The sequence below is a fragment of the Taibaiella helva genome, assembly GCF_003545695.1.
GTDB classification, from domain to species: domain Bacteria; phylum Bacteroidota; class Bacteroidia; order Chitinophagales; family Chitinophagaceae; genus Taibaiella; species Taibaiella helva.
Genome location: NZ_QUZZ01000007.1, coordinates 299,735 through 321,262, shown reverse-complemented (window position 1 = coordinate 321,262; position 21,528 = coordinate 299,735). Strand labels below are relative to the sequence as shown.

General features: G+C 45.5%; 19 protein-coding genes and 1 tRNA gene. 15 read left to right on the top strand and 5 right to left on the bottom strand.

Annotation, left to right across the window (positions count from 1 at the left end; translation table 11 throughout):
- From DZC79_RS13390 to DZC79_RS13370, 5 genes are all read left to right on the top strand, one after another.
- The coding region (locus DZC79_RS13390; protein WP_157977131.1) for a T9SS type A sorting domain-containing protein at positions 1–354 on the top strand (354 nt) is incomplete at its 5' end.
- Positions 355–1,424: 1,070 nt separating this feature from the next.
- A complete protein-coding gene (locus tag DZC79_RS13385; protein ID WP_118952094.1) occupies positions 1,425–2,276 on the top strand; it encodes an AraC family transcriptional regulator in 852 nt (283 codons plus the stop codon).
- 63 nt (positions 2,277–2,339) lie between these two features.
- Positions 2,340–3,176 (top strand): NAD-dependent epimerase/dehydratase family protein, encoded by an 837-nt coding sequence (locus DZC79_RS13380; RefSeq protein ID WP_118952093.1) that lies wholly within the window; start codon positions 2,340–2,342, stop codon positions 3,174–3,176.
- Between the two features lie 105 nt (positions 3,177–3,281).
- Positions 3,282–4,169, top strand: coding sequence for an NmrA family NAD(P)-binding protein (locus DZC79_RS13375; RefSeq protein WP_118952092.1), 888 nt, complete (start codon positions 3,282–3,284; stop codon positions 4,167–4,169).
- Between the two features lie 12 nt (positions 4,170–4,181).
- Positions 4,182–5,090 (top strand): helix-turn-helix domain-containing protein, encoded by a 909-nt coding sequence (locus DZC79_RS13370; protein WP_118952091.1) that lies wholly within the window; start codon positions 4,182–4,184, stop codon positions 5,088–5,090.
- A gap of 21 nt (positions 5,091–5,111) precedes the next feature.
- On the opposite strand, the gene DZC79_RS21475 is transcribed toward DZC79_RS13370, so the two are convergent.
- Positions 5,112–5,378 carry a hypothetical protein gene (locus tag DZC79_RS21475; protein WP_198666886.1) on the bottom strand — a complete coding sequence of 89 codons (267 nt, stop codon included), beginning with the start codon at positions 5,376–5,378 and terminating at the stop codon, positions 5,112–5,114.
- Positions 5,379–5,471: 93 nt separating this feature from the next.
- On the opposite strand from DZC79_RS21475, the gene DZC79_RS13360 reads away from it, so the two are divergent.
- The 9 genes from DZC79_RS13360 to DZC79_RS13315 all read left to right on the top strand — a co-directional run bounded on the left by DZC79_RS13360 (position 5,472) and on the right by DZC79_RS13315 (position 15,851).
- Positions 5,472–6,260: an SDR family oxidoreductase gene (locus tag DZC79_RS13360; RefSeq protein ID WP_118952089.1), complete on the top strand. Its 789-nt coding sequence runs from the start codon at positions 5,472–5,474 to the stop codon at positions 6,258–6,260.
- Positions 6,261–6,265: 5 nt separating this feature from the next.
- Positions 6,266–6,709, top strand: coding sequence for a DUF2147 domain-containing protein (locus DZC79_RS13355; RefSeq protein WP_118952088.1), 444 nt, complete (start codon positions 6,266–6,268; stop codon positions 6,707–6,709).
- A gap of 252 nt (positions 6,710–6,961) precedes the next feature.
- On the top strand, positions 6,962–7,273 hold the full coding sequence (locus DZC79_RS13345) for a DoxX family protein (protein ID WP_317124961.1): 312 nt from the start codon (positions 6,962–6,964) through the stop codon (positions 7,271–7,273).
- Between the two features lie 9 nt (positions 7,274–7,282).
- Positions 7,283–8,194, top strand: coding sequence for a helix-turn-helix domain-containing protein (locus DZC79_RS13340; protein WP_118952085.1), 912 nt, complete (start codon positions 7,283–7,285; stop codon positions 8,192–8,194).
- A gap of 213 nt (positions 8,195–8,407) precedes the next feature.
- Entirely contained in the window at positions 8,408–9,472 is a 1,065-nt protein-coding gene (locus tag DZC79_RS13335) for a glycosyl hydrolase family 95 catalytic domain-containing protein (protein ID WP_198666885.1), read from the top strand.
- Positions 9,473–9,505: 33 nt separating this feature from the next.
- Positions 9,506–11,194: a glycoside hydrolase family 43 protein gene (locus tag DZC79_RS13330; RefSeq protein ID WP_118952084.1), complete on the top strand. Its 1,689-nt coding sequence runs from the start codon at positions 9,506–9,508 to the stop codon at positions 11,192–11,194.
- Between the two features lie 43 nt (positions 11,195–11,237).
- Complete coding sequence (locus DZC79_RS13325) at positions 11,238–13,070, top strand: T9SS type A sorting domain-containing protein (RefSeq protein WP_157977130.1); 1,833 nt, start codon at positions 11,238–11,240, stop codon at positions 13,068–13,070.
- A 133-nt stretch (positions 13,071–13,203) separates the two neighbouring features.
- Positions 13,204–13,620, top strand: a complete 417-nt coding sequence (locus DZC79_RS13320) for a class I lanthipeptide (RefSeq protein ID WP_118952082.1) — start codon at positions 13,204–13,206, stop codon at positions 13,618–13,620.
- Between the two features lie 311 nt (positions 13,621–13,931).
- Entirely contained in the window at positions 13,932–15,851 is a 1,920-nt protein-coding gene (locus DZC79_RS13315) for a tetratricopeptide repeat-containing sensor histidine kinase (RefSeq protein WP_118952081.1), read from the top strand.
- 533 nt (positions 15,852–16,384) lie between these two features.
- Here DZC79_RS13315 and DZC79_RS13310 read toward each other — a convergent pair.
- From DZC79_RS13310 to DZC79_RS13295, 4 genes are all read right to left on the bottom strand, one after another.
- Positions 16,385–17,107: a hypothetical protein gene (locus DZC79_RS13310; RefSeq protein ID WP_118952080.1), complete on the bottom strand. Its 723-nt coding sequence runs from the start codon at positions 17,105–17,107 to the stop codon at positions 16,385–16,387.
- Positions 17,108–17,663: 556 nt separating this feature from the next.
- On the bottom strand, positions 17,664–19,037 hold the full coding sequence (locus DZC79_RS13305; protein WP_118952079.1) for a T9SS type A sorting domain-containing protein: 1,374 nt from the start codon (positions 19,035–19,037) through the stop codon (positions 17,664–17,666).
- 271 nt (positions 19,038–19,308) lie between these two features.
- Positions 19,309–19,503 (bottom strand): NUMOD4 domain-containing protein, encoded by a 195-nt coding sequence (locus DZC79_RS21865; RefSeq protein WP_118952078.1) that lies wholly within the window; start codon positions 19,501–19,503, stop codon positions 19,309–19,311.
- A 560-nt stretch (positions 19,504–20,063) separates the two neighbouring features.
- A tRNA-Leu gene (locus tag DZC79_RS13295) sits at positions 20,064–20,147 on the bottom strand.
- Between the two features lie 133 nt (positions 20,148–20,280).
- On the opposite strand from DZC79_RS13295, the gene DZC79_RS13290 reads away from it, so the two are divergent.
- Entirely contained in the window at positions 20,281–21,486 is a 1,206-nt protein-coding gene (locus DZC79_RS13290) for an NAD(P)-dependent oxidoreductase (RefSeq protein ID WP_118952077.1), read from the top strand.
- The last annotated feature ends 42 nt before the right edge of the window (positions 21,487–21,528 follow it).

Sequence of the window (21,528 nt, the reverse complement as noted above, 5' to 3'; positions counted from 1 at the left end):
GTCTACAGCTATACCGACAAGACACCGCTCAGGGGTAACAACTATTACCGGCTGAAACAAACAGACAAGGATGGTATCTACGAATACAGCGAGGTAAGGCAGCTGTCTTTCGAAAGCGGCAGCAGCATCAGCATACATCCCAATCCTGCTAAAGACTATGTCATTATTGATGGCCTGGATGGCGGCGAAACCATAAAAGTGTATGATGCCACCGGGCGTATCGTAAGGGAAATAAATCAGGCGCAATCCTCTGTTAAGCTGTTCCTCGATGGCTTAAGCGAAGGTCTGTACCATGTTTCTATTACCGGTATGAGCGGGAATACCGTTTCAGGAAAAATGATGAAAACGAAGTAAGATGGTTCATTGGTTAGTTAGAGTAAGCAGTCCTCAGCAATGGGGGCTGTTTTTATATTTATTGTGTTTTGAAAAAAGCAATACACTCATACATTATAACTCTCATCAGAAGCCACTGACACTACCGGCAGCCTAGTGATCATGATCTTAGGGAGCAAAAAAATGAGCTCCTGCAGCGTTGTCAGCGGGAGCTCATTTTTTGATGTTTTTCCTGTTATAATCTAAATTTCAAAATTGAGATACCAGACCAGCCCTCCGATAATAATAGTCAGTCATCTTTAAACTAAAATGTCGATCACTTAGAAAATTTTAAAAACAGAAGATATTTCTATCCTAAAATTCATAAGAGAGTATCCCAATTGGATTAATGGAGAAAAGATTAATAGAGGTAAAATTTGGTTAAGCAAAGAATCTAGCACCGAGGCCAATTTGTTTGCAAATTTGGTACAAAATTGTTTGCAAATAATTGGAAAAGAAAAGAGGCTTGCTGGTGCAAACCTCTATAAGTATTTGGTAATCAGTGTGCCCAGAAAAGACACAAGTATCCTTTTGTAAATCAATCATTTATGCAATATGCGTGTCAAATGCGTGTCGTGTCACAAACCTTTCCGCTTCTGTACACATTTTCCCATTGTCTATACAAAGATAAAAAAAACTTTGAATGCCTTCTTTATTTCGCATAAACTTTTTCGTTATAAATAAGCCAGAAATATAGTGATTTTGGATTCTTGTGAAGGGTACGAATTGATAAATACTTCATCTGGATTAATCTGACGAATTGGAATAACCTCCAATCAGCCTTTACCGAAATCAGAAGGGTAATAAGATACCGGGTGCCTGGTGGAAAATCCGGCGCTGACGTATCCGTTTAGTCGGCTGGCTATCAACCGGTTAAATGGGGTCAAGTTCATCGGATTTTTCACGTAAGTATCTATTTTCGTTTTAAAAGTATTATTTAAAATTCCTCGCATTTAGTAAAGCTCATCCTACACCAGTTTACGTTCTGTTCTTTCCTTTCTCGCTGGGTCGCTACACCGCATTCCACGGTTTGATTTTATTAACTTTGCGGAATGACAGGTGAAATTCCCGGTGTGAATATGGAAGATCTGCGGCTGAAAGGCTTCCGGGTGCATGCCTTGCAGCCTTCGCAGGAACTCCCGCACCACCGGGGCCGCCGGGACTTTTATAAAATGGGCCTCGTCAACGGCGACCTGACCGTGAAATATGGCGGGGAATTGCTGGAGCTCAAAGGCACGGTGCTCTTCTTTGTGAACCCGAAAGTGCCCCATTCGGTGGTCAGCCGCGTGAACCGGACGGATGGCTATGCCTGCCTGTTCACTGAAACTTTTATGAACAGCCGCGAACTGCACGATTCTCCGTTGTTCCGCGCGGACGACAACCCGGTTATCCCGCTCAATAGCGCGCAGGCGGCTTTTATGGAAAGTATTTTCCGGAAAATGCTGGTGGTCTACCAGGAGGACTACCCTTATAAAAGCGACCTGATCCGGAACTGCATCTCAGTGATCCTTCATGAAGCGCTACGCATACAGCCGCCGAAACAGGCTATGGCATTTCAGAACGGCGCCGGCAGGGTGACACATTTGTTCCTGGACCTCCTGGAAAGGCAGTTCCCCATCGAGCGGCCGAATGAGCCGCTACAGTTGCGAAACCCAAAGCAATTTGCGGACAGGCTGTTCCTGCACGTCAATTACCTGAACCGCGCCGTCAAATCGGTGACCGGTCAGCCGACCTCGACCCACATCGCCGCCCGCATCACTGCCGAAGCCAAGGCGCTTTTGCAGCATACAGACTGGAGCGTGGCCGACGTCGCCTACGCGTTGGGTTTCGAATACCCGGCCTATTTCAATAATTATTTCAAGCGGCTAACCGGCACCACGCCGAATGCGTTCCGAAAGGTTTGAAATTCATAGTTTTTGATTTGATTATCGATTGGTTGGAAGTATTGTTTCGGGCAACTTTGTGCCATGAAAATATTAGTAACAGGGGCAACAGGAAAAGTCGGCAGCCGTTTGGTGCCGCGCCTCTTAGCCAAGGGCTATAATGTCACCATTTTAGTGCGCGATGCGGCCAAAGCAATACCCGGCACGAGGGTAGTGGTTGGCGATCTTTATGAACCGGCTTCGCTATCCGCCGCAGTGGCCGGCATGGATGCCGTGATCCACCTGGCCGCGTTGTTCCGGACCTTTACGGACAACGAGGGTATTGTTAAAACCAACCATTCGGGTACCGTCGCGCTGGCTGAAGCCGCGCTGGCCGCCGGGGTGAAACGTTTCGTCTTTACCAGCACCAGCAATGTTTACCACGCAGGTTACGGCCATCCGGCCAAAGAAACCGACCCGGTGGATATCAACGATCCACGCCCATACGCAGCCAGCAAGGTCGCTGCCGAACAGGAACTGCTGCGATTGCACCCGGATGTACGGGTACTTCGCCTGGGCTTTGTTTACGGCGACCGGGACCCACATATCGAAGAGATCATGCCCATCCTCAAACAGTGGAAACGTCATCCCGGGTACCGCATGCATATGGTACACCACCTGGATGTCGCCCAGGCGCTCATGCTGCTGCTGCGGCATGAGGGACTGAACGGCGAGATATTCAATGTCGCCGATGATGCGCCGATCAGCCTATACGAACTGGCCGAGTCGGTCGGAAAAGCGGCGGAAACTTTCGAGGCAGAGCCAGGCCCGCTAAACGATCCCTTCGATGGCGTGCTGGACAGTTCCAAGCTGCGTCACCGGACCGGCTTCCGGCCGCTGGTACCGAGCTACTACGTAGCGCGGGATATGGATCTGCTTTGAGGTTTAGCTGAAGGCCCGATCCTTATATCCGGCTACAACAAACGTAGATTCGGTTAGATCGATCTGCTCCTTCCCAGGGACCTTTGTGGTATTAAAACAATAGTTATGAAGGTCATCGTTACAGGCTCATTGGGCCATATCAGTAAACCGCTCGCGCAGGAACTTATTACAAAAGGTCACGAGGTGACCATTATCAGCAGGAATGCCGGTAACCAGGAAGAAATAATCCGGCTAGGCGCCAAAACGGCTATCGGCTCGGTCGAAGATGCGGCATTTCTGAAGGAGACTTTTATCAGTGCCGACGCTGTTTATGCCATGACGCCGCCCAATTTTGCGGCAACCGATATAATTGCTTACTACCGCAACACGGCAATGGCCTACGCCGAAGCCGTGCGAAACGCGGGGGTTAAACGTGTCGTTTACCTGAGCAGCTATGGCGCTGACCTGGACAAAGGTACGGGTATCATCGTTGGTTCGCACCAGGCCGAGGGTATATTGAATGCACTGCAAAATGTTATGGTTACGTGCCTGCGCCCTGGTTATTTTTATTATAACCTGTACCATTTCCTGGATATGATCAAAAATCAGGGGATCATCGGTACCAATTTCGGTGGCGACGATAAATTGGTGATGGTATCTCCGCTGGACATCGCGGCCGCGGCGGCGGAAGAACTGACCAGAGAAAACCCGCAAAATAAAATCCGCTACATCGCCAGCGATGAGCGCAGCTGTAGTGAGGTAGCCCGGCTTATTGGCGAAGCCATTGGTAAACCCCACCTGAAATGGCTCACCTTTTCCGACGAGCAGGTTAGAGACTTCATGCTGGAGATTGGCAGGCCACCGGCTGTCACCGACCTGCTGATCGAACTAGGCGCTGCCATCCACAGCGGTTTGCTGAAAAGCGACTATGAAAGAAATAAACCGGCCCTTGGTAAAGTTAAACTGCCGGAGTTCATTCAGGAATTTGCAGCGGTTTACCGGTCAAAGGCGTAATTTTAAACGGCTATGGAACTGTACCGTATCAAGAGCATCAGTGAATTTCACCAGTTCATGCAGCTGCCCAGCCCGCCGCATCCGCTGGTCAGCGTCGTGCGCTTCGAGGATTTCAACCGCGAGTGCCTGGCACCATTCAGCCGCGTAATGGATTTTTATTCCATCGCGGTGAAGCGGAATTTCCATGTCAAAATGAAATACGGCCAGAAGCCATATGATTTCAACGAAGGGATATTGTTCTGTATGTCGCCGGGCCAGGTGCTCCGGGTAGAGACGGACCACCATCAGGAAAGCAACCCCGTGGGCTGGAACCTGCTGATCCACCCCGACCTGCTCTGGCATACGCCGCTGGCCAAAACCATAAAAAAATATGCTTATTTTGACTACGCGGTCAATGAGGCGCTTTTTCTTTCGCCCAAAGAAGAAGGGCTCTTAATTGACATTATGCAGCGGATCGATGAAGAAAGCCGGGCGAATATCGACCAGTTCAGTCAGGACGTCATCATCGCCCAGATCGAATTGTTACTGACCTATACGGAGCGTTTCTACCACAGGCAATTCCTGACCCGGAAGATCGATAACCACCAGGTGCTGGACCGGTTGGAGCAGGTGCTGTCCGCCTATTTCATTGATGAGACGCTGCTGGAGAAAGGCTTGCCGACCGTTACTTATGTCGCCGAGCAGCTCCACATTTCGCCCAATTATCTCAGTGGCCTGCTCAAAATACTGACGGGGCAAAGTACCCAGCAGCACATTCATGAAAAGGTGATTGAAAAGGCGAAAGAACAGCTATCCACCACTACCTTATCGGTCAGCGAGATTGCTTACTGCTTAGGGTTCGGGCATCCTCAGTCCTTCAGCAAATTTTTCAAAGCCAAAACCGCCCTTTCGCCGCTGGCATTCCGGCAATCATTCAGCTAGGTTGGCCACCGTCACATTGCTTCAGCCATAACCGGTGTGGTAACGTGGCATCTTCGCCCGTCTATCCACGCCATGCCTGTACCCGGTCCGGATGCCCAAACGCCCGTTCCTCCTTTCCTGTATAAAGCCAACTGCTCCTGCGGCGACCGCAGCATCCCGGCTAATGCTCTTGTTGCTTTCCATCCGGGTCTTCAAAACGATATTGACGAAAAGGCCAGGCGGCAGGGCCTGCAACTGCGAAAGGTAGTCTTCCAGGTTGTATGGGTAATTACCGGCCAGCCAGATCACACCTCCTTTCACTTTTGGCTACATCAAAAGTCGTTTACGCTACAGGTCTTTTTTGATACGGCGACACCTTTGCATCAACAAAAAGACAAAATCATGCAATTGAAAAACAGCACCGTCCTGATCACCGGCGGCACCAGCGGGATCGGGCTTGAATTGGTCAAACAGCTGACGGAACAAGGGGCGCAGATCATCGTTACCGGTCGCAATACCGATGCTTTGAACGAAACAAAAAGAAAGTTCCCCCAGGTACATATCTTTCAGAGTGACGTAAGTAAACCGCAGGACATTGAACAGCTTTATAAAGATGTTACCAGGCAATTCCCCGATCTGAACATCCTCATCAACAACGCAGGGCTGATGCGGCTGATAAATCTGCAGAACACCACGCTTGATCTGGAAAACATCAACCGCGAAATTGCTACCAATCTTTCCGGCACCATCCGTATGGTACATCAGTTCCTTCCGCATTTAAAAAAGCAGCAGTCAGCTGCCATCATTAATGTGTCGTCGGGCATTGCCTTTATGCCCTATACCGTTGCGCCGGTTTACAGCGCTACAAAAGCGGGCGTTCACGCTTATACGCAGGCTTTACGTTTGCAGTTGGAAGATACGTGTGTAAAAGTGTTTGAAATGATACCGCCGGGTGTCAATACCAATCTTCAGAATGACTGGATAATGCCGGTAAACCCAAAGCAAATGATGGATGCAGATCAAATGGTGCGCATTTCCATCAAACAATTGTTGAATGACAGGAAAGAGCTCAGGCCATTCTTAATAGGCGTTATCAAAATGGCCAGCAGGATCATGCCCAATGCCCTTATCCGCTTCGGGCACAGGGAGTTCAAAAAATTCAAAGCCTTGCATACTAACAATCAAAAATAACAGAGATGAAAAAAACACTTTTTACAGCCATGATGCTGCTGGTATCCTTTGCATCCTTTGCACAATTAGCTGCCGATAAAATAATCGGCGTCTGGGAAAGCGTAGATTCGGATCCCAGGCTGAAATTCGAGTTCTATAAGTCAGGCGGAAAGTATTTTGGTAAGCTATTGTATGCTTCCAATATGTTCGAATCGGATGGGAAGACCCCCAAGAGAGATGATAAAAATCCAGACAAAGACCTGCGTAGCCGGTCGCGGTACGGCATCACTAATATCACCAACCTTTCTTATGAAGATAGCGAATACACAGGGGGCAATCTGTATAATCCTGCCGAAGGCAGGAATTACCGTGTAAAGGCAAAATTGACAAGCGAAAATGAACTGGATTTCCGTGGATATATCGGGTTCTCTCTATTAGGAAAAACAATGAAATTTAAACGCGTTCGATAAAAATATAACACATGAAAAGCAATAACAAAAAAGACGAGCTGTCCAGACTCTGGTTTATACTTTCCAATGTCGTCCCGCCCATTGGTTTTATCCTGTATTTCCATCACAGAAAGCAATTTCCGAACAAAGCCAGGAAAGCTTTGACAAGTGCGGCGATAGGTGTTCCGATTGCTATGGTATTTAGTTACCTCTTTAATAACTACCTTTTAAAATGATAAAAATATCACCTCCCTGTTACTGCTGATCGTTTCGGTGGTGCTCAGTTTTAAACACGGCTGGGACACGTTTCATTACAAAAGCAATCCCCAGTCTTTAAAAATGATGAACGAGCTGGGCATCAGTGAAGGGATGATCCCCGTTATGGGTGTCCTTACCATATTGACCGGCATATTGCTGCTGTTTCCCAGAACGTTCTTCTGGGGCAATGTACTGAATGCGCTATCCATTGTGCTGATCATGGCATTGGCGTTGCGTGCGAGTAATGTGAACATGGTTATCCTGGAAATTCCTTTCCTGGTCATCCCCTTAGTAGTGATTTGGCTGAAATACCCTTTTAAAAATTAAATTTGTCGTATGCCAGTGCCGTTAAAAATAAAGTCTATCAGCGACGGACATCGTATTCTAGGGCTGCCCAAACCGGAGCATCCGCTGATCAGCGTCGTAAATTATGCTGCTTTACAAATGCCTGAAGGCATGACGGAGATGAGCACCATGTTCGATTTTTATTATATCTCCTTAAAGCGCGGATTCTCCAATAAGCTCTTTTACGGGCAGCAGACTTACGATTTTGACGAAGGAATGATGTATTTCGTAGCGCCTAACCAGGTATTACGCGGTGCCGGTCCCAATCCCGGCGACGATCTCTCCGGCTGGATATTGCTGATACATCCCGATCTGTTGTGGGGAACGGCGCTGGCCAAGAAGATAAAGCAGTATGAGTTCTTTGATTACGCGGTCAATGAAGCGCTCTTTCTGTCCGATAAAGAAGAGACGATCATTAATAGTATCATCGACAACCTGAAGACAGAGTATCACAACAATATAGACCGGTTCAGCCAGGACATACTGATCTCCCACCTGGAAACCTTGCTGAATTATGCAGAGCGTTTTTATCAACGGCAGTTCCTCACCCGCAAGAAAAGCAATCACCAGGTTCTCGACCGGCTGGAGCAGCTGATGAATGCTTACTTCGGTGATGAAGCATTATGTTCCAAAGGTCTGCCCACCGTACAATACATTTCAAACCAGCTCAACATCTCACAGAGCTACCTGCGCGGCTTGCTTAAAACACTGACCGGCCAAAGCACCCAGCAATACATCCACGAAAAGCTCATCGATAAAGCCAAAGAAAAGCTCTCTACCACCAGCTTATCCGTTTCTGAGATCGCCTATGAGCTGGGCTTCGAACATCCGCAAAGCTTCAGCAAATTGTTTAAAAGCAAGACGAACCAAAGCCCGCTGGAATTCAGGGCGGGATTTAACTAACTATGCTTTCCCAACCTTACACTGCTTAAAACGAAGGTCCAGACCTAGTTCTGGGGTCGTTATTTCCTCCCCGTAGCTGCCTGTATGGATGCGGGATAGCGCTCACCGGAAATTTTAATAGTCACGAGTGCTGCATTTATATGGTATAACTCCTCCTGGGTCAGTGTAACTTTGAGCGCACCGGCATTTTCCTGCAGGCGCTGCAGTTTTGATGTGCCTGGTAAAGCATTTCTGAAAGCGGCCTACCCGGCTATAAAGGGAGCCGCGCTGTTTTATGCGGATTTCCTGGTGGAGCATCCCCTATATCATTGGCTGGTGGTAAACCCGGGCACCTCACCGGAGAACGCTCCGAAAGCACACGACGGCTCCAGTATCGACGCGGGCACTACCATGGACAACCAAATTGTCTTTGATGCATTCAGCACAGCGATAAAAGCTGCAGCCGTGCTGGGTGTAGATAGCAATTTTGCCGATACCATTGGGTATATGCGGGAAAGACTGCCGCCCATGCATATAGGCAGGTATGGCCAGCTACAGGAATGGCTGGACGATGCAGATGATCCTAACGATCATCATCGCCATATTTCACACTTATATGGCTTATTTCCCTCAAACCAGATCTCTCCCTATCGCACACCGGAACTCTACAGTGCCGCCCTCAATACCTTGCTGCAAAGGGGGGATGTATCTACCGGGTGGAGCATGGGATGGAAAATAAACTGGTGGGCCAGGATGCTGGATGGCAACCACGCGTATACACTCATCCAGAATCAGCTTTCTCCCCTGGGAACGAATCCTGATGGCGGCGGAACCTACAATAACTTGTTCGATGCCCATCCGCCTTTCCAGATAGATGGCAATTTCGGATGTACTTCCGGCATTACCGAAATGCTGATGCAAAGCGCAGATGGTGCACTTCACCTGTTACCTGCCCTACCCGATGCCTGGCCTGAAGGCAGCTTAGGAGGATTGCGGGCAAGAGGAGGATTTGAAATTGTTCAGATGAAATGGAAGGACGCGCGCTTAGTAACCGTAACGATCCGGTCCACATTGGGTGGCAACCTTCGCCTGCGCGTACCGAATGTACTGAAAACAAGTAAAGGCGATAGTCCCCAGATAGCGACGGGTAAAAATCCGAACTCATTTTATGCAACCGAAAAAACCACACAACCTGTCATTGCTGCCCATGCCGTTATTACACCTCCTCATCTAAAGCAGACATTTCTTTACGATATCCCCACAAAAAAAGGAGCGCTGTATACATTCCTGGCAAATTGACACATTGTACGTCTTATTTAAACCGATATAATTATGAAAATAGCTAAACTCAATTGGCGGATACTGATCGTAAGCTGCCTGCTGTCCATATCCTTTAGCTTTGCAGACGCGCAATCCATTACCTTAACCAACCCGATCTTAAGTGGCTTTTACCCTGATCCCAGTATCGTAAAAACAGGCGACGATTATTACCTGGTCAATTCGACATTTTCTTACTTCCCCGGACTACCGGTTTTCCATAGTAAAGACCTTAAAAACTGGCAACAGATCGGCAATGTGATCAGCAGACCCGCTCAGCTTAACTTCATAGGAGACAAGGTAACCCGGGGTCTTTTTGCGCCCGCGATAAGCTTTCACAACGGGCTCTACTACGTAACCTGTACCAATATTGACCATAAGGGGAATTTCCTGGTAACAGCCAAGGATCCGGCCGGCCCCTGGAGCGATCCGGTATGGCTACCCGACGTGCGCGGTATTGACCCATCACTGTTTTTCGATGATGACGACAAGGCCTACATCCTCTACAATAGTGATCCGCCGGATCACCAATCGCTTTATCCCGGCCACCGTACCATAAGAATGTATGAATTGGACGCTTTAGCCGGCAAGATAAGCGGAGCGGAAAAAATACTCATCAATGGCGGTGTAGATATCTCCCAAAAGCCGGTCTGGATAGAAGGCCCCCATATCATGAAGGCGAATGGATGGTATTATCTCTATGCCGCGGAAGGGGGCACCTCCGTCAATCATTCAGAAGTCGTATTCCGCAGCAAATCGGTATGGGGCCCATATATCTCTTACGAGCACAACCCGATACTTACCCAAAGGAATTTGCCTGAAGACAGGAAAGACCCTATCACTTCTGCAGGCCATGCCCAGTTCGTAGAAGGTCCCGATGGTAAAACATATGCCGTCTTCCTTGCTGTGCGACCGTATTCAGGCGACTATTACAATACCGGCAGAGAAACATTTATAGCCCCTGTAGAATGGAAAGACGGATGGCCGGTCATCAATCCGGGAAGCCCGGAAATAAAGTACCGGTACACGGCTCATTACAAAGAGCAGAAACCTGGTAAAATTTTACCCCAAAGCGGCAACTTTTCTTACAGGCTCACTTTTGAAAATGGTGCCGACCCTTCACTGCTTTTTTTGCGTACTGTGGATAGCAGCAATTTTTCCACCGGTGCCGAAGGATTGAAATTAAATTTAAAACCGGCAACATGCATGGGCCTGGACAATCCGGCATTTGTTGGCAAACGCCAACAGCACCTGTATTGTACCACAGAAACGAAGCTTGATTTTGAAACGGTCAAAGAAAACGAAAAAGCCGGGCTGCTGGCCTTCCAGGACGAGCGACATTTCTATTACCTATGCAAATCCTACGCTGCAGGCAAACCTGTTGTACAGCTATTCAAAAGCAATAAAGATAAAGAAGCCATGGAGCTGCTTGCTGAAAAGCCTGTCCGTAACCAGCAAGGAAGTATCTGGCTACGCATTAAGGCAGAAGGAGGCAGCTATAGCTTTTATTATGCGCAAAAAGAAAACCAGTGGAACCTGCTTAAAACCGGCGTAGATGGCAGATGGTTAAGCACCCATGAAGCCGGCGGTTTTACCGGGTGCATCCTCGCGATGTACGCAACCTCATCCAGCAATAGCAGCAATAATAACGCGGTATTCCGCTACCTCTATTACAAAGGGGACGACCCGATGTTCCGGCAATAAAATGCTTCCCGTACCTACTCATAAATGCTCAGCGACACGACCAATGAAAGGTATAATTTATGGTTTGATTATTGGGATTTTCATCACCTGTATAAGCTTTAAGGCCCGGGCCCAGAATCCTGTTATACGCAGCCAGTTTACGGCAGACCCGTCCGCAAGGGTGTTTAATGGCCGTATATATTTATATCCTTCTCACGACATAAAATGCGGTAATGGTCAGGGAAGAGCCGATTGGTTCTGCATGGAAGATTACCATGTATTCTCCTCACCGGACCTCGTCAGCGCCCCTTTATTTGTTGGTGAAAGGACAAGGGCCAGCTACGTTACGTATTCCTGGGTGCCAAAGACTAATCCATACGGTATTACCAATAAGTATATTTTAGGGTACCAATATCCCAAACAGTCCTGGGTGGACTGGGTCTTACATCGGAACTTTAAACAAGATGAATTCCACGTTTATACATGTGAATGGGATACGGCACAGATAAAAACTTATCTAGATGGGCATTTGGTAAATACGGTGTGGAAATATTATACGGACTTTGGATTCGGGGGATTCCTGTTCAAATTCCCATCTACATGTAGTACACCATTTTCCGTTCCATATAAGGTAACCAAAGGTTTCCCCTATATCAATAATAGCAATTGTCAGCTGCGGCTCGAATCTAAATTTGAAGAGGACTTTGATGAAAGTAGCGTGAGCGGAGCGGCCCGTACAATGGGGGCGGTGGATGTTGATTATGTCCGTATCTGGCAAAGACATCCTGAAGCCGATAATCATACAGAGATCTGCAGTTCATCAGCTACAATATCTGGCCCTGATACGCTTTGCGGAAATAGTAGCTACTCAGTTCCGATAGAGCTTGAAGGGAAGGGTAATTGGTCTTTTAGTAATGATGCTATGACGATTTATGCTGGCCCCTCCGGATGCTGCCATTATTCCTATGTTATGCGCCCTGTTACAACGTCCGAGTATAATTATTGTAACCTTAATTTTACCTATGATTTGCCCGGATGCCCCACACAGACAATATCAAAACATGTAGTGATAAATAGAGTTTCACCGTCTCCCATTATGGTCACTTGCCTCAGTACAGGCTGGGGGTCCCCTTTTCGTTGGTTGACTCTGTTTGCGACAAGAGATATACTAGGGGCCACCTATGAGTGGACTATTTATTATGGTAAGAATTCGACTAGCCTTTCCTTACCATATCATGCTACAGGAAGGGTAGTTACGACGCCCAATTTCTTGTCAGATGGCACATATTATGTAAACTGGTCTCTGAAGATTACCTCAACTTGTAACACAATTACCCAAACAGGCGCAAGTGTGTGGACTGGGTATGGTTACAGACCGCTTTCGGCCATCGCAAATCAGGATTCCACTATATTTAGCGTTAATGCGCATTTCGCCAGTTCCTTAGATACCTCAAACTATAATCAAGCGGTTCGTCAAAGGATTTCCCAGATTTATATTGAAGATACCGACACTACTAAGCTTAGGCAAATTATTGATTTAGTAAAACTTGAAGAGTTGGCTCCGTATATTGTGATAGGCCAACAGCAACAGTTGGCAGAAGGGTCAATTGAGCAAAACGATAAACCAGCCATTACTCAAAGTAATACGATGATTTTCCCCAACCCTACGGAGGACGAAATCAATATAATCCCTGACCAAGGTTATCAATTTGGTGAACCTATAATGGTTAGCCTTTTTGATATGACCGGTCGCTTGCTCAGGAACAAAACGTTAATCTGTTCAACTACAATGATACCGTTTTCACTTGCTGGTCTGCCGGAAAATATTTACGCTGTAGAGATAAAACAATCGACGCGTACAGAACGTATTAAAATCTTAAAGAAAAGAAGCAACTAACAGGAATGCACTAAAATCTTCCTTTTGTCACTGCCTCGTTGATTTTCCTCCTGGTTTAAAGCAGGATATACCATTCAAAGAAAATATGTTCGATTCCCGGAGTGTATACTGAAAAACATTTTTGGTATCGCTCATGCAGTCCTTCTTAAACCAGGTTATTACCTTGCCCGGAATAGAAGAAAACTACCAGGATGAAAATGGTTGTATGTATCTATTTTCGGCAACTGGAATGTGCTATAGCTTCGCTGCAACTAAACCTGATTTTTGTATGAAAAAGAAAAAAGTGTCTTTACAGAAATTGTCCCTCGGGAAAGAAACCATTTCAGCCCTGGATTACAATCAGCAAAATGGGATCATAGGCGCGGGAAGCAATACCGACTTTGCCAGTGCTTGCCATTATTCATGCCAATCCGAATGCCTGTGCCCTGAAAGCCAGGGTTGCGCACCAGGTACGCAATTCTGTGCTACGGCATTCTGCGGACCCTATACAGGAGGTACTGGCCCGGGAACCTTCAAACTTCCATGCACTATCACCATGGACCCCCAATAGCGTCCCCTGTTCTGTAGAAATATCCTTCATCATACAAGCTTAGGGCTGCCTCATCCGGGGCAGCCCTTTTCATTACATCTTCTAGCCAACTAACAGCCACACGATACCATCGAGCGCCACGAGCTCTGTAACAAAAACGAATCGTAAGACAATCTGCTGAATCTCTGATTTTGCAACTAGAGGAAAACCGTTAGATAGAATAAGGGATTTTGGGTACCAAGCTAAAGGTGATAAAGCTTATTTTTGTTTTACCATTGAAGGTATATAAGCAGCTCTCTGTATACCGAAACCAATCCGGATATTCCTTTGCCATGAAGAAAATTTGCATTTGGTTACTTGTTCAATGCTATGCAACAGGGCTTATAGCCCAGGATAATGCCGTAACAGATAGCTTGGCGCGGCTGCTTTCGGTTACCCAAACGGACTCCGGCAAAGCGATGCTTTTTTACCAATTGGGTGATGAATGGTCCTACTTGGATCGGCAAAAAGCCTTACAATATCTTAAAGCGGGAATGGAACTAGCCAAGCCCTTTCCTCTTTATGAAGGCATTGGACATTTTTATCATGGAAGAATACTCATGAACTATGCCCGCCCTCAGGCTATAGAGGCTTTCGACAAAGCATTGCGGTTATTTGAGCCCATAACTTCAAAAACATCCTACCTATACCAAAGCCGTACCTGGGCAAATAAGGCGGCAATAGCCCAATGGAATAATGATAATCAGCGGTTTATTACGTTAAACCTGGAAAAAGCGATTCCTCTGGCTGCAAAGGGGGGAGACAGCATCAGAGTTGCAGAGGATTTCAGCAACATTGGATTGCCTTTTATGGATTTCGGTGAATATACGAAAGCGATCTTTTACCTGAATAAGTCCATTGCTATTTTCAGGCGGCATGCGCCGCAAGAACTGCGCCAGGGAGATAATTTTTGCCGCATTGCCCAAGCCTATATCTATCAGAATGCATTATCCTATACCCGTATTAATTTGGATAGTGCCTATTCTATTCTTCGCAGACATCCACAATCCATTTACATGACTAACTATCATATGGTGGAGAGCCAGTATTACATCCACATGAAAAATTGGAAAAAAGCAGAAGAAAATATCGATGCGGGTTTAGCTATTGCTGAACGCATGAATAGCAGGTATGATATCCGCAGTCTTCTTTATCAAAAAGTAAGGTTGTACGACAAAAAGAACAAACCGGCAGCAGCTAAGCAAATATTAATGAAGATGCTGAAAGAAGGATATGTCGATCAGGACAGGGATAAGAAGCAAATATACCATGACCTTGGCTATCTGGAATCGGAATTGGGCAATATGAAGGCCGCCTACGACTGGATGGTGAAATATGGTGACTTTGCAGATAGTTTTTATCAAAAAGATACCAGGCTAAAAATTGCCGATTTAGAGAGGCGGTATAATTATGCAAGGAAGGAAAAGGAGTTAATTGCCGCAACATCTAAAGTAAAACGGCAACGCCTGATCATATCGACAGGTCTGTTGGCCGTACTGATCTTAGTATTGATTTTTTTCTTGTTATACCGTCTGCGCAAAGCTAAGGAGAAGCAAGAAATCCAGGCACTTCAACAACGGCAACAAGTCGCCGTAACACAAGCCCTGCTTACCGGCGAAGAAAAAGAACGAACACGCCTTGCCCGGGATCTTCACGATGGCCTGGGCGGCATGCTGGCCGCGGTAAAAATAAACCTGACGAATGTATTGCAGGAAAATACCAGCGCCGAAGCGCAGCGTGTCGTCATGCAATTGGATCATTCCGTTGCGGAGCTACGCAGAATTGCCCGAAATATGATGCCTGAAGCTCTATTGCGTTCCGGCCTACAGGTTGCTTTAAGCGATCTGTGCCAGTCCGTATCGTCAAGTCACCTGCATGTGGAGTCCAGCCTGATGAACCTAAGCCGCAATATTCCAATGCAGGCGCAAATTATCATCTACCGTATTGTACAGGAATTGCTGGCCAACGTTGTCAGGCATTCGGGGGCAACTGATGCTTTTGTACAATGCAGCCAGAATAACAATGTGTTTTTTATTACGGTTGAGGATAACGGTAAAGGATTCGATCGGTTAAATATCAATTTTTCAGGTGGATTAGGCATGGAGAATATCAAAAGCCGCGTTGATTTTTTACGAGGGAAAATAGATATTCACAGCGAACCCGATAAGGGAACAATTATCAACATTGAATTAAACACGGATGGTAAAGGATAATTGTAAGTGTACTTATCTTGGTGTCTTTGTTATCATGGAGGGCTCAGCAACCGCGTACTATGTCAGCCCATAGAGATAGCGTAAGGGTTTATTATAATGAAGTCATAAAAGTGTTCAAAGAATTTCCCGGCCTGTACTGAATCACCGTTTTGATTTTCGGAATTCAAACGCAGAAAATTGTATCACGATTATTCTAAAAAAATGCGATTTATGGCCTGTGCAAAGTCAAAAAAGTATTCAAAGAATTTCCCGGCCTCTGTACTGAAACACCATTTGGGCACTAATCCGTTTTAATACACAGGGTTTTGTTTTAATATGCTATTGCTAGTTTATCATTATAGATTTACAGAATTTTAAAAAGGCTATCTCTTTAAGATAGCCTTTTGTATGTAATCTTGATCTTTAATCAAGGTGCAAATTACACGGTTATGCGTCAGGTTTCTCGGTTATGAACTGGGATCGTCATACTTATGAAATTCGATTTAATCATGACTTTAGAGCTCCGAACTTTAGGTAGAAAATTTGTACTGTGGTTAGCCAAGTGTAAGCTTATTATTACTGAAATATTCGTTCAGTTTCTCCGTAAGTGTATTCGCCGAGATCATTATGATAGCCTTAGCCTGCAGCTTTGTGTAGTTGGCGGTTGACATCACCAGCGAGGTAACATTTTTACTGCCGCCTTTTACGATCAACCCTATTTTATAAAAATCCATGACAGGCATGCTGTTGACCTCCGAGCCGAAGTCTGTCAGGCGTCCAAGCTGTCCGCCGTCTTTTTTGAATACTGCTATATGTAGCTTACTTCCGCTTACGTAGTAAATGGCAGCGCCGATGGTATTGTCAAAACCCAATGCCCCTCCCGCCTTGTCCATGTTGCTGTACACAACGTAGGTCATCACATTTCCGGCGTCAATATCCCGGGCATTATTTAACCTCAGCTTTTGCAGTAGCGCCCGGGACTCTTCTTTTGACACCTTATAGCTTTTGGGTAGGCCGAGCATGTAAGACTTGTCCAGAATCTCCGCCGAAGCACCTTCCCAAAATTGAAACGGGACGTCACGATCGGTAACTTTTACAGGAAACTCATAGTTTGCCGGCATGATGCTGCACTTTTTACATTCGGGCGTTAGCTCGCCTGCCTGTTTTTTATCGCTCCTGCAAGAAGCAGCAAAAATGACTACCAGCAGTAATATTGCCGGATTTGAGAAACTTTTCATCTTTTTCAGGTTTTGAAGTTTATCACTTAACCCACTCATGAAATACAGAGATTGCAGTCACTAACTCAAAAGCAATTGACGGGTTATGATAAAGTTAGTAAATTATGTCATCCGAATATCGGTGTGTTATCATGGAGAATATCAAAAGCCGCGTTGATTTTTTACGAGGGAAAATTGATATTCACAGCGAACCCGATAAGGGAACAATTATCAACATTGAATTAAACACGGATGGTAAAGGATAATTTATCGATTCTTATTATTGAGGACCAGTTTGATAGTTACCAGTCGTATCTTTAAACAAATTTAGAAACAATCAATGAGTGTAAAAAAAACAGATATAATAGACATTGCTAGCATCAATCTAAATAGAGATGCTGTATTTTATAGCAATAAGGATCATTTCGCAAAAGTGTAAACAGGCTTTCCTGTACCGGAACTTAGTGTAGCAGGTTCCGAAGTATATTGTGTAGAAGCTAAGATTTAACCTGACAGTAACACAAGAAAGTTACTTTTAAATCAGGGTTAGATCTTAGCTTCTACAGGTAAAATAGTCAATAGATTTAATTCGCCTTGTTTAGCAAGAAGCATTACTTTATAGCCGTACCATTTTACCGATCCAAAGAAACTCTTTACTATTTCTGCTTTCTTTTAGAGTTATGATATACATGCCACAAGCTAGATATTGTAAATCTACCTGATTGCTACCACTCCTTAACACAATTGTTCTGCTATTAATCCTTCTACCTAATATGTCAATTACAGCCAATTCAGCGCTTAAGGAAACGTTTCCGTAATTATTTATTAGAATATATCCGGGAAAAGGGTTGGGTGCTATGGTTATATTATCTTTTGCAATTTTGTTGTCTTCATAGATATCATAGTAAAACTTGTTTCTCCTGCTGCTTGAACCGTATACAGAACGAAGCTCGATATAGTCCGGAGCACCGAAAGCCGTATAAGTGAACAGAGCTGTTGGATTTCTGCTCCAGGTCGGTGATTGGTTATTTTTGTAATAGTGCGTCACGGAGTCTGGCAAACCATTGGCACCGGGGTAAGTAATTGCTTTATAAGATGTTTTTACGTCTGCATTTGAAGTTATAATTCTTCTGCTTGATTCATGGAATGTAGTGTAAATAATGCCTTGTATATAAGCAAAACTATCCCTAAATATCCAATTTTCTGGTCCACTAATTGCATTGTCTCCTGATGTCCAAAGATTGCCATTAGGATAATAAGTAAAGAATTGCTTTTCAGAAAGGCTGATCAGTCCCGTTGGTGTAATGTAAAAGATCAATATTGAATCAGGTTTGCCGTTACTGTTGTAATAATAACGAATGAACTTGGACGATATATAGCCATTGGGGCCCTTATCAAAGAAACTATCGGTCGCTATTTTCTCCGTGTTACCAACATAAGTAATTTCCCGTTTTAATATCGTATCTCCCTGCGACATGGGGCCTTCAATGTAATAAAGAGCATTTATATAACCCAGGCTGTTATAACGGACAGCCCATTGCCTGACATCATTTGGAGGAATAAAGGAAAAGGAGGAGTAGGAGACCTTATCGCCGTCCTCGTAAACAGCGGTTGTGACATTAAGAGGCCCTTGAGCTGTATACGAAAAAATGCTATCGGCCAATACCCCTAAGGGACGAGGCACATCTTGGGATAATGGCTCTAATAGACCCGAGAAATTTTCAGGATAAAGAAAGGACAGGCTATTATAATCGAAGAGAGATACACGGGAGCCGGAATAGATGAAAGTTTGGGAATCCACAACATAGGGATTATCGTTATCCCAGGTCTGAGCCTTTACCCGATATTTGATCCCTTCTGGCTTTGTAGCAAGCATGGTTGCTGATTGTTTCCATAATAAAGCTCTTATGGCAGACTGATAAGTTGAAGATTGCGGGTATGTAGAAAAATTTATAGTAAATAGCATTAATATAGAATATATATATTTCATAAGATAGATTTAGGGACACTTACACAGGGACACTTACAGATTTTTATTGATTGTATTTGCTCTAGCAAAATACGAGAAAAATGCATTCTAAGTGAATGCATTTCTGCAAGATATTGCGACATACTAATTACTGCTGACAAGAAATTAATCAAAAAATCTCGTGCTTTGTATGAAATGTATGAAGTTAAAACCCAAATAATACGCCCTAAAGATGCTGTAGAAGTAATTAATCTTATCGGGGAAAATGAAGAGAAAACACTGGGTGATATTTTCAAAAAATTGAGTTATGATATTGATCACGGGAAAAGAGAAAATATTGACCTTTCTTATAATGGCAGCGTTCTTTTTTTAGAGCCTGCAAAAAAATACCCACTGATACTTTGGCCAGCGTTTTTACCCTTCCGAAGTTTGAAACCCGGTATAATCCTTCATAGCCTGGAATATTCTTCCATAACTCACCATCCATACTTTTTAAAGACAGATTCGCTACTGCACCTATAGACTTTTGCTCCTTCTTTGTCAATTTCAGGGAAGCATTAATTATTGATCCAGGTTTGGGAGAGAGGAGGCTTTTTTTCAGTTTTTTGCTTTTGCCCTGCTACCATACAAAACCCTTGTATAAAATGATGTGGCCGCTTGCGGCGTCAGCAATAGCTCTTTCATTGAAACCATTTCTTCTCCCTGCTTCATAACTATGTTCTTTTACAAACTCTCTCATTTTTTAATCGTTCGCCATAGCTGAAAAGATATCGACGCGTAGGCCCAAATGCTATCCAGATCGGAGATTGCCGATAAGGTATGTGAAAACAACTTTCGACATGGGAACGAATTTTCATCAATTTCTATATCCAAATTAAAGGAAATTAAAGGAAATTAAAGGAGATTAATAGAGGTAAAATTTGGTTAAGCAAAGAATCTAGCACCATGCTAATTTGTTTGCAAATTTGGCACAAAATTGTTTGCAAATAATTGGAAAAGAAAAGAGGCTTGCTGGTGCAAACCTCTATAAGTATTTGGTAATCAATGTGCCCAGAACAGGAGTCGAACCTGCACTCCGTTGCCGAAACAAGATTTTGAGTCTAGCGCGTCTACCAATTCCGCCATCTGGGCCTCAATCAACGGGACGCAAAGGTACTCCTTCCTTTTTAATTTTCAAACAGCCTTCTTTAAATTATTAAATGTGCTTTTCTTCAGCGCCTTAGGCCCCGATACCCTACCTTTGCGCTGGCTCAAAACAACGTTTATGATAAAGATAGGTCTGATCAGGGAAGGCAAGACCCCACCCGATACCCGGGTGGCCCTCAGCCCCCGGCAATGTGCCGATGTGCTCCAGCTTTTTCCGGGGGTACAATTGGTAGTAGAACCTTCACCCAACCGCTGCTTTCCCGATGAGGATTATACCAGCGCTGGCATTACCCTACAGAAAGACCTGGGCGATTGCGATGTGCTCCTGGGCATTAAAGAGGTGCCGGCAGATAAGCTGATCCCCGGCAAAACTTATTTCTTCTTCTCTCATACCAAAAAGAAACAACCTTATAACCAGAAGCTGATGCATGCGCTCATCGACAAGAAGATTCGCATGATCGATTATGAGGCGCTGACCTACGACGACGGCGCGCGTATCCTGGGCTTTGGCTTCTTTGCCGGTGTCGTGGGCGCACACAATGGCCTCATGACCTATGGTAAGAAGACGCGCAAATTCTCACTGATACCGGCGCATGCCTGCCACGATATGCAGGAAATGCTGCAGCAATACCGCTATGTAAAGCTGCCCCCGGTTAAGATCGCGGTAACGGGCTCGGGCCGCGTAACAGCAGGCCTGCTGGAGATCATGCACCACTGGGATATCGAAAGCGTGGAGCCGGAAGACTTCCTGGTCAAGGAATACGATTACCCGGTGTATACCTTGCTGAAAGGAGCCAACCTCTACGAAAACAAAAATACCGGGGCCTATTCCCGCGAAGATTTCCACCATCATCCCGAGGCCTACCGCTGTAAGTTCCTGCCGTTTACCAGGGCAGCCGATATTCTGATGAATGGTATCTACTGGGACAAATCCATTCCCCGCCTGTTTGAGAAACAGGATGTGAAAGATCCTTCTTTCCGTATGAACGTGATCTCGGATGTTACCTGCGACGAAGACGGCTCCGTGCCGATCAATGTGGGCGCTTCCACCATCGCCGACCCGGTGTACGGCATCGATAGACAAAGCCTGGCAAAGGTAGTGCCGTTCCAGACCACTGACAATACAATCGATGTGATGGCTGTGGACAACCTGCCCAACGAGCTGCCCCGCGATGCCTCCCAGCATTTCGGCGAGCACATCATCAAATACATACTACCCGAGCTGATGAAAGAGCAGAGCCTCATCCTCGACCGGGCCACGATATGCACCGGCGGCCGCCTCAGCAGCTACTTCGACTACCTGAGCGACTACGCATACAGCTAATATTTTATTTCCCGCAGCGGCGCGGCATCGCTGCGGGAATAT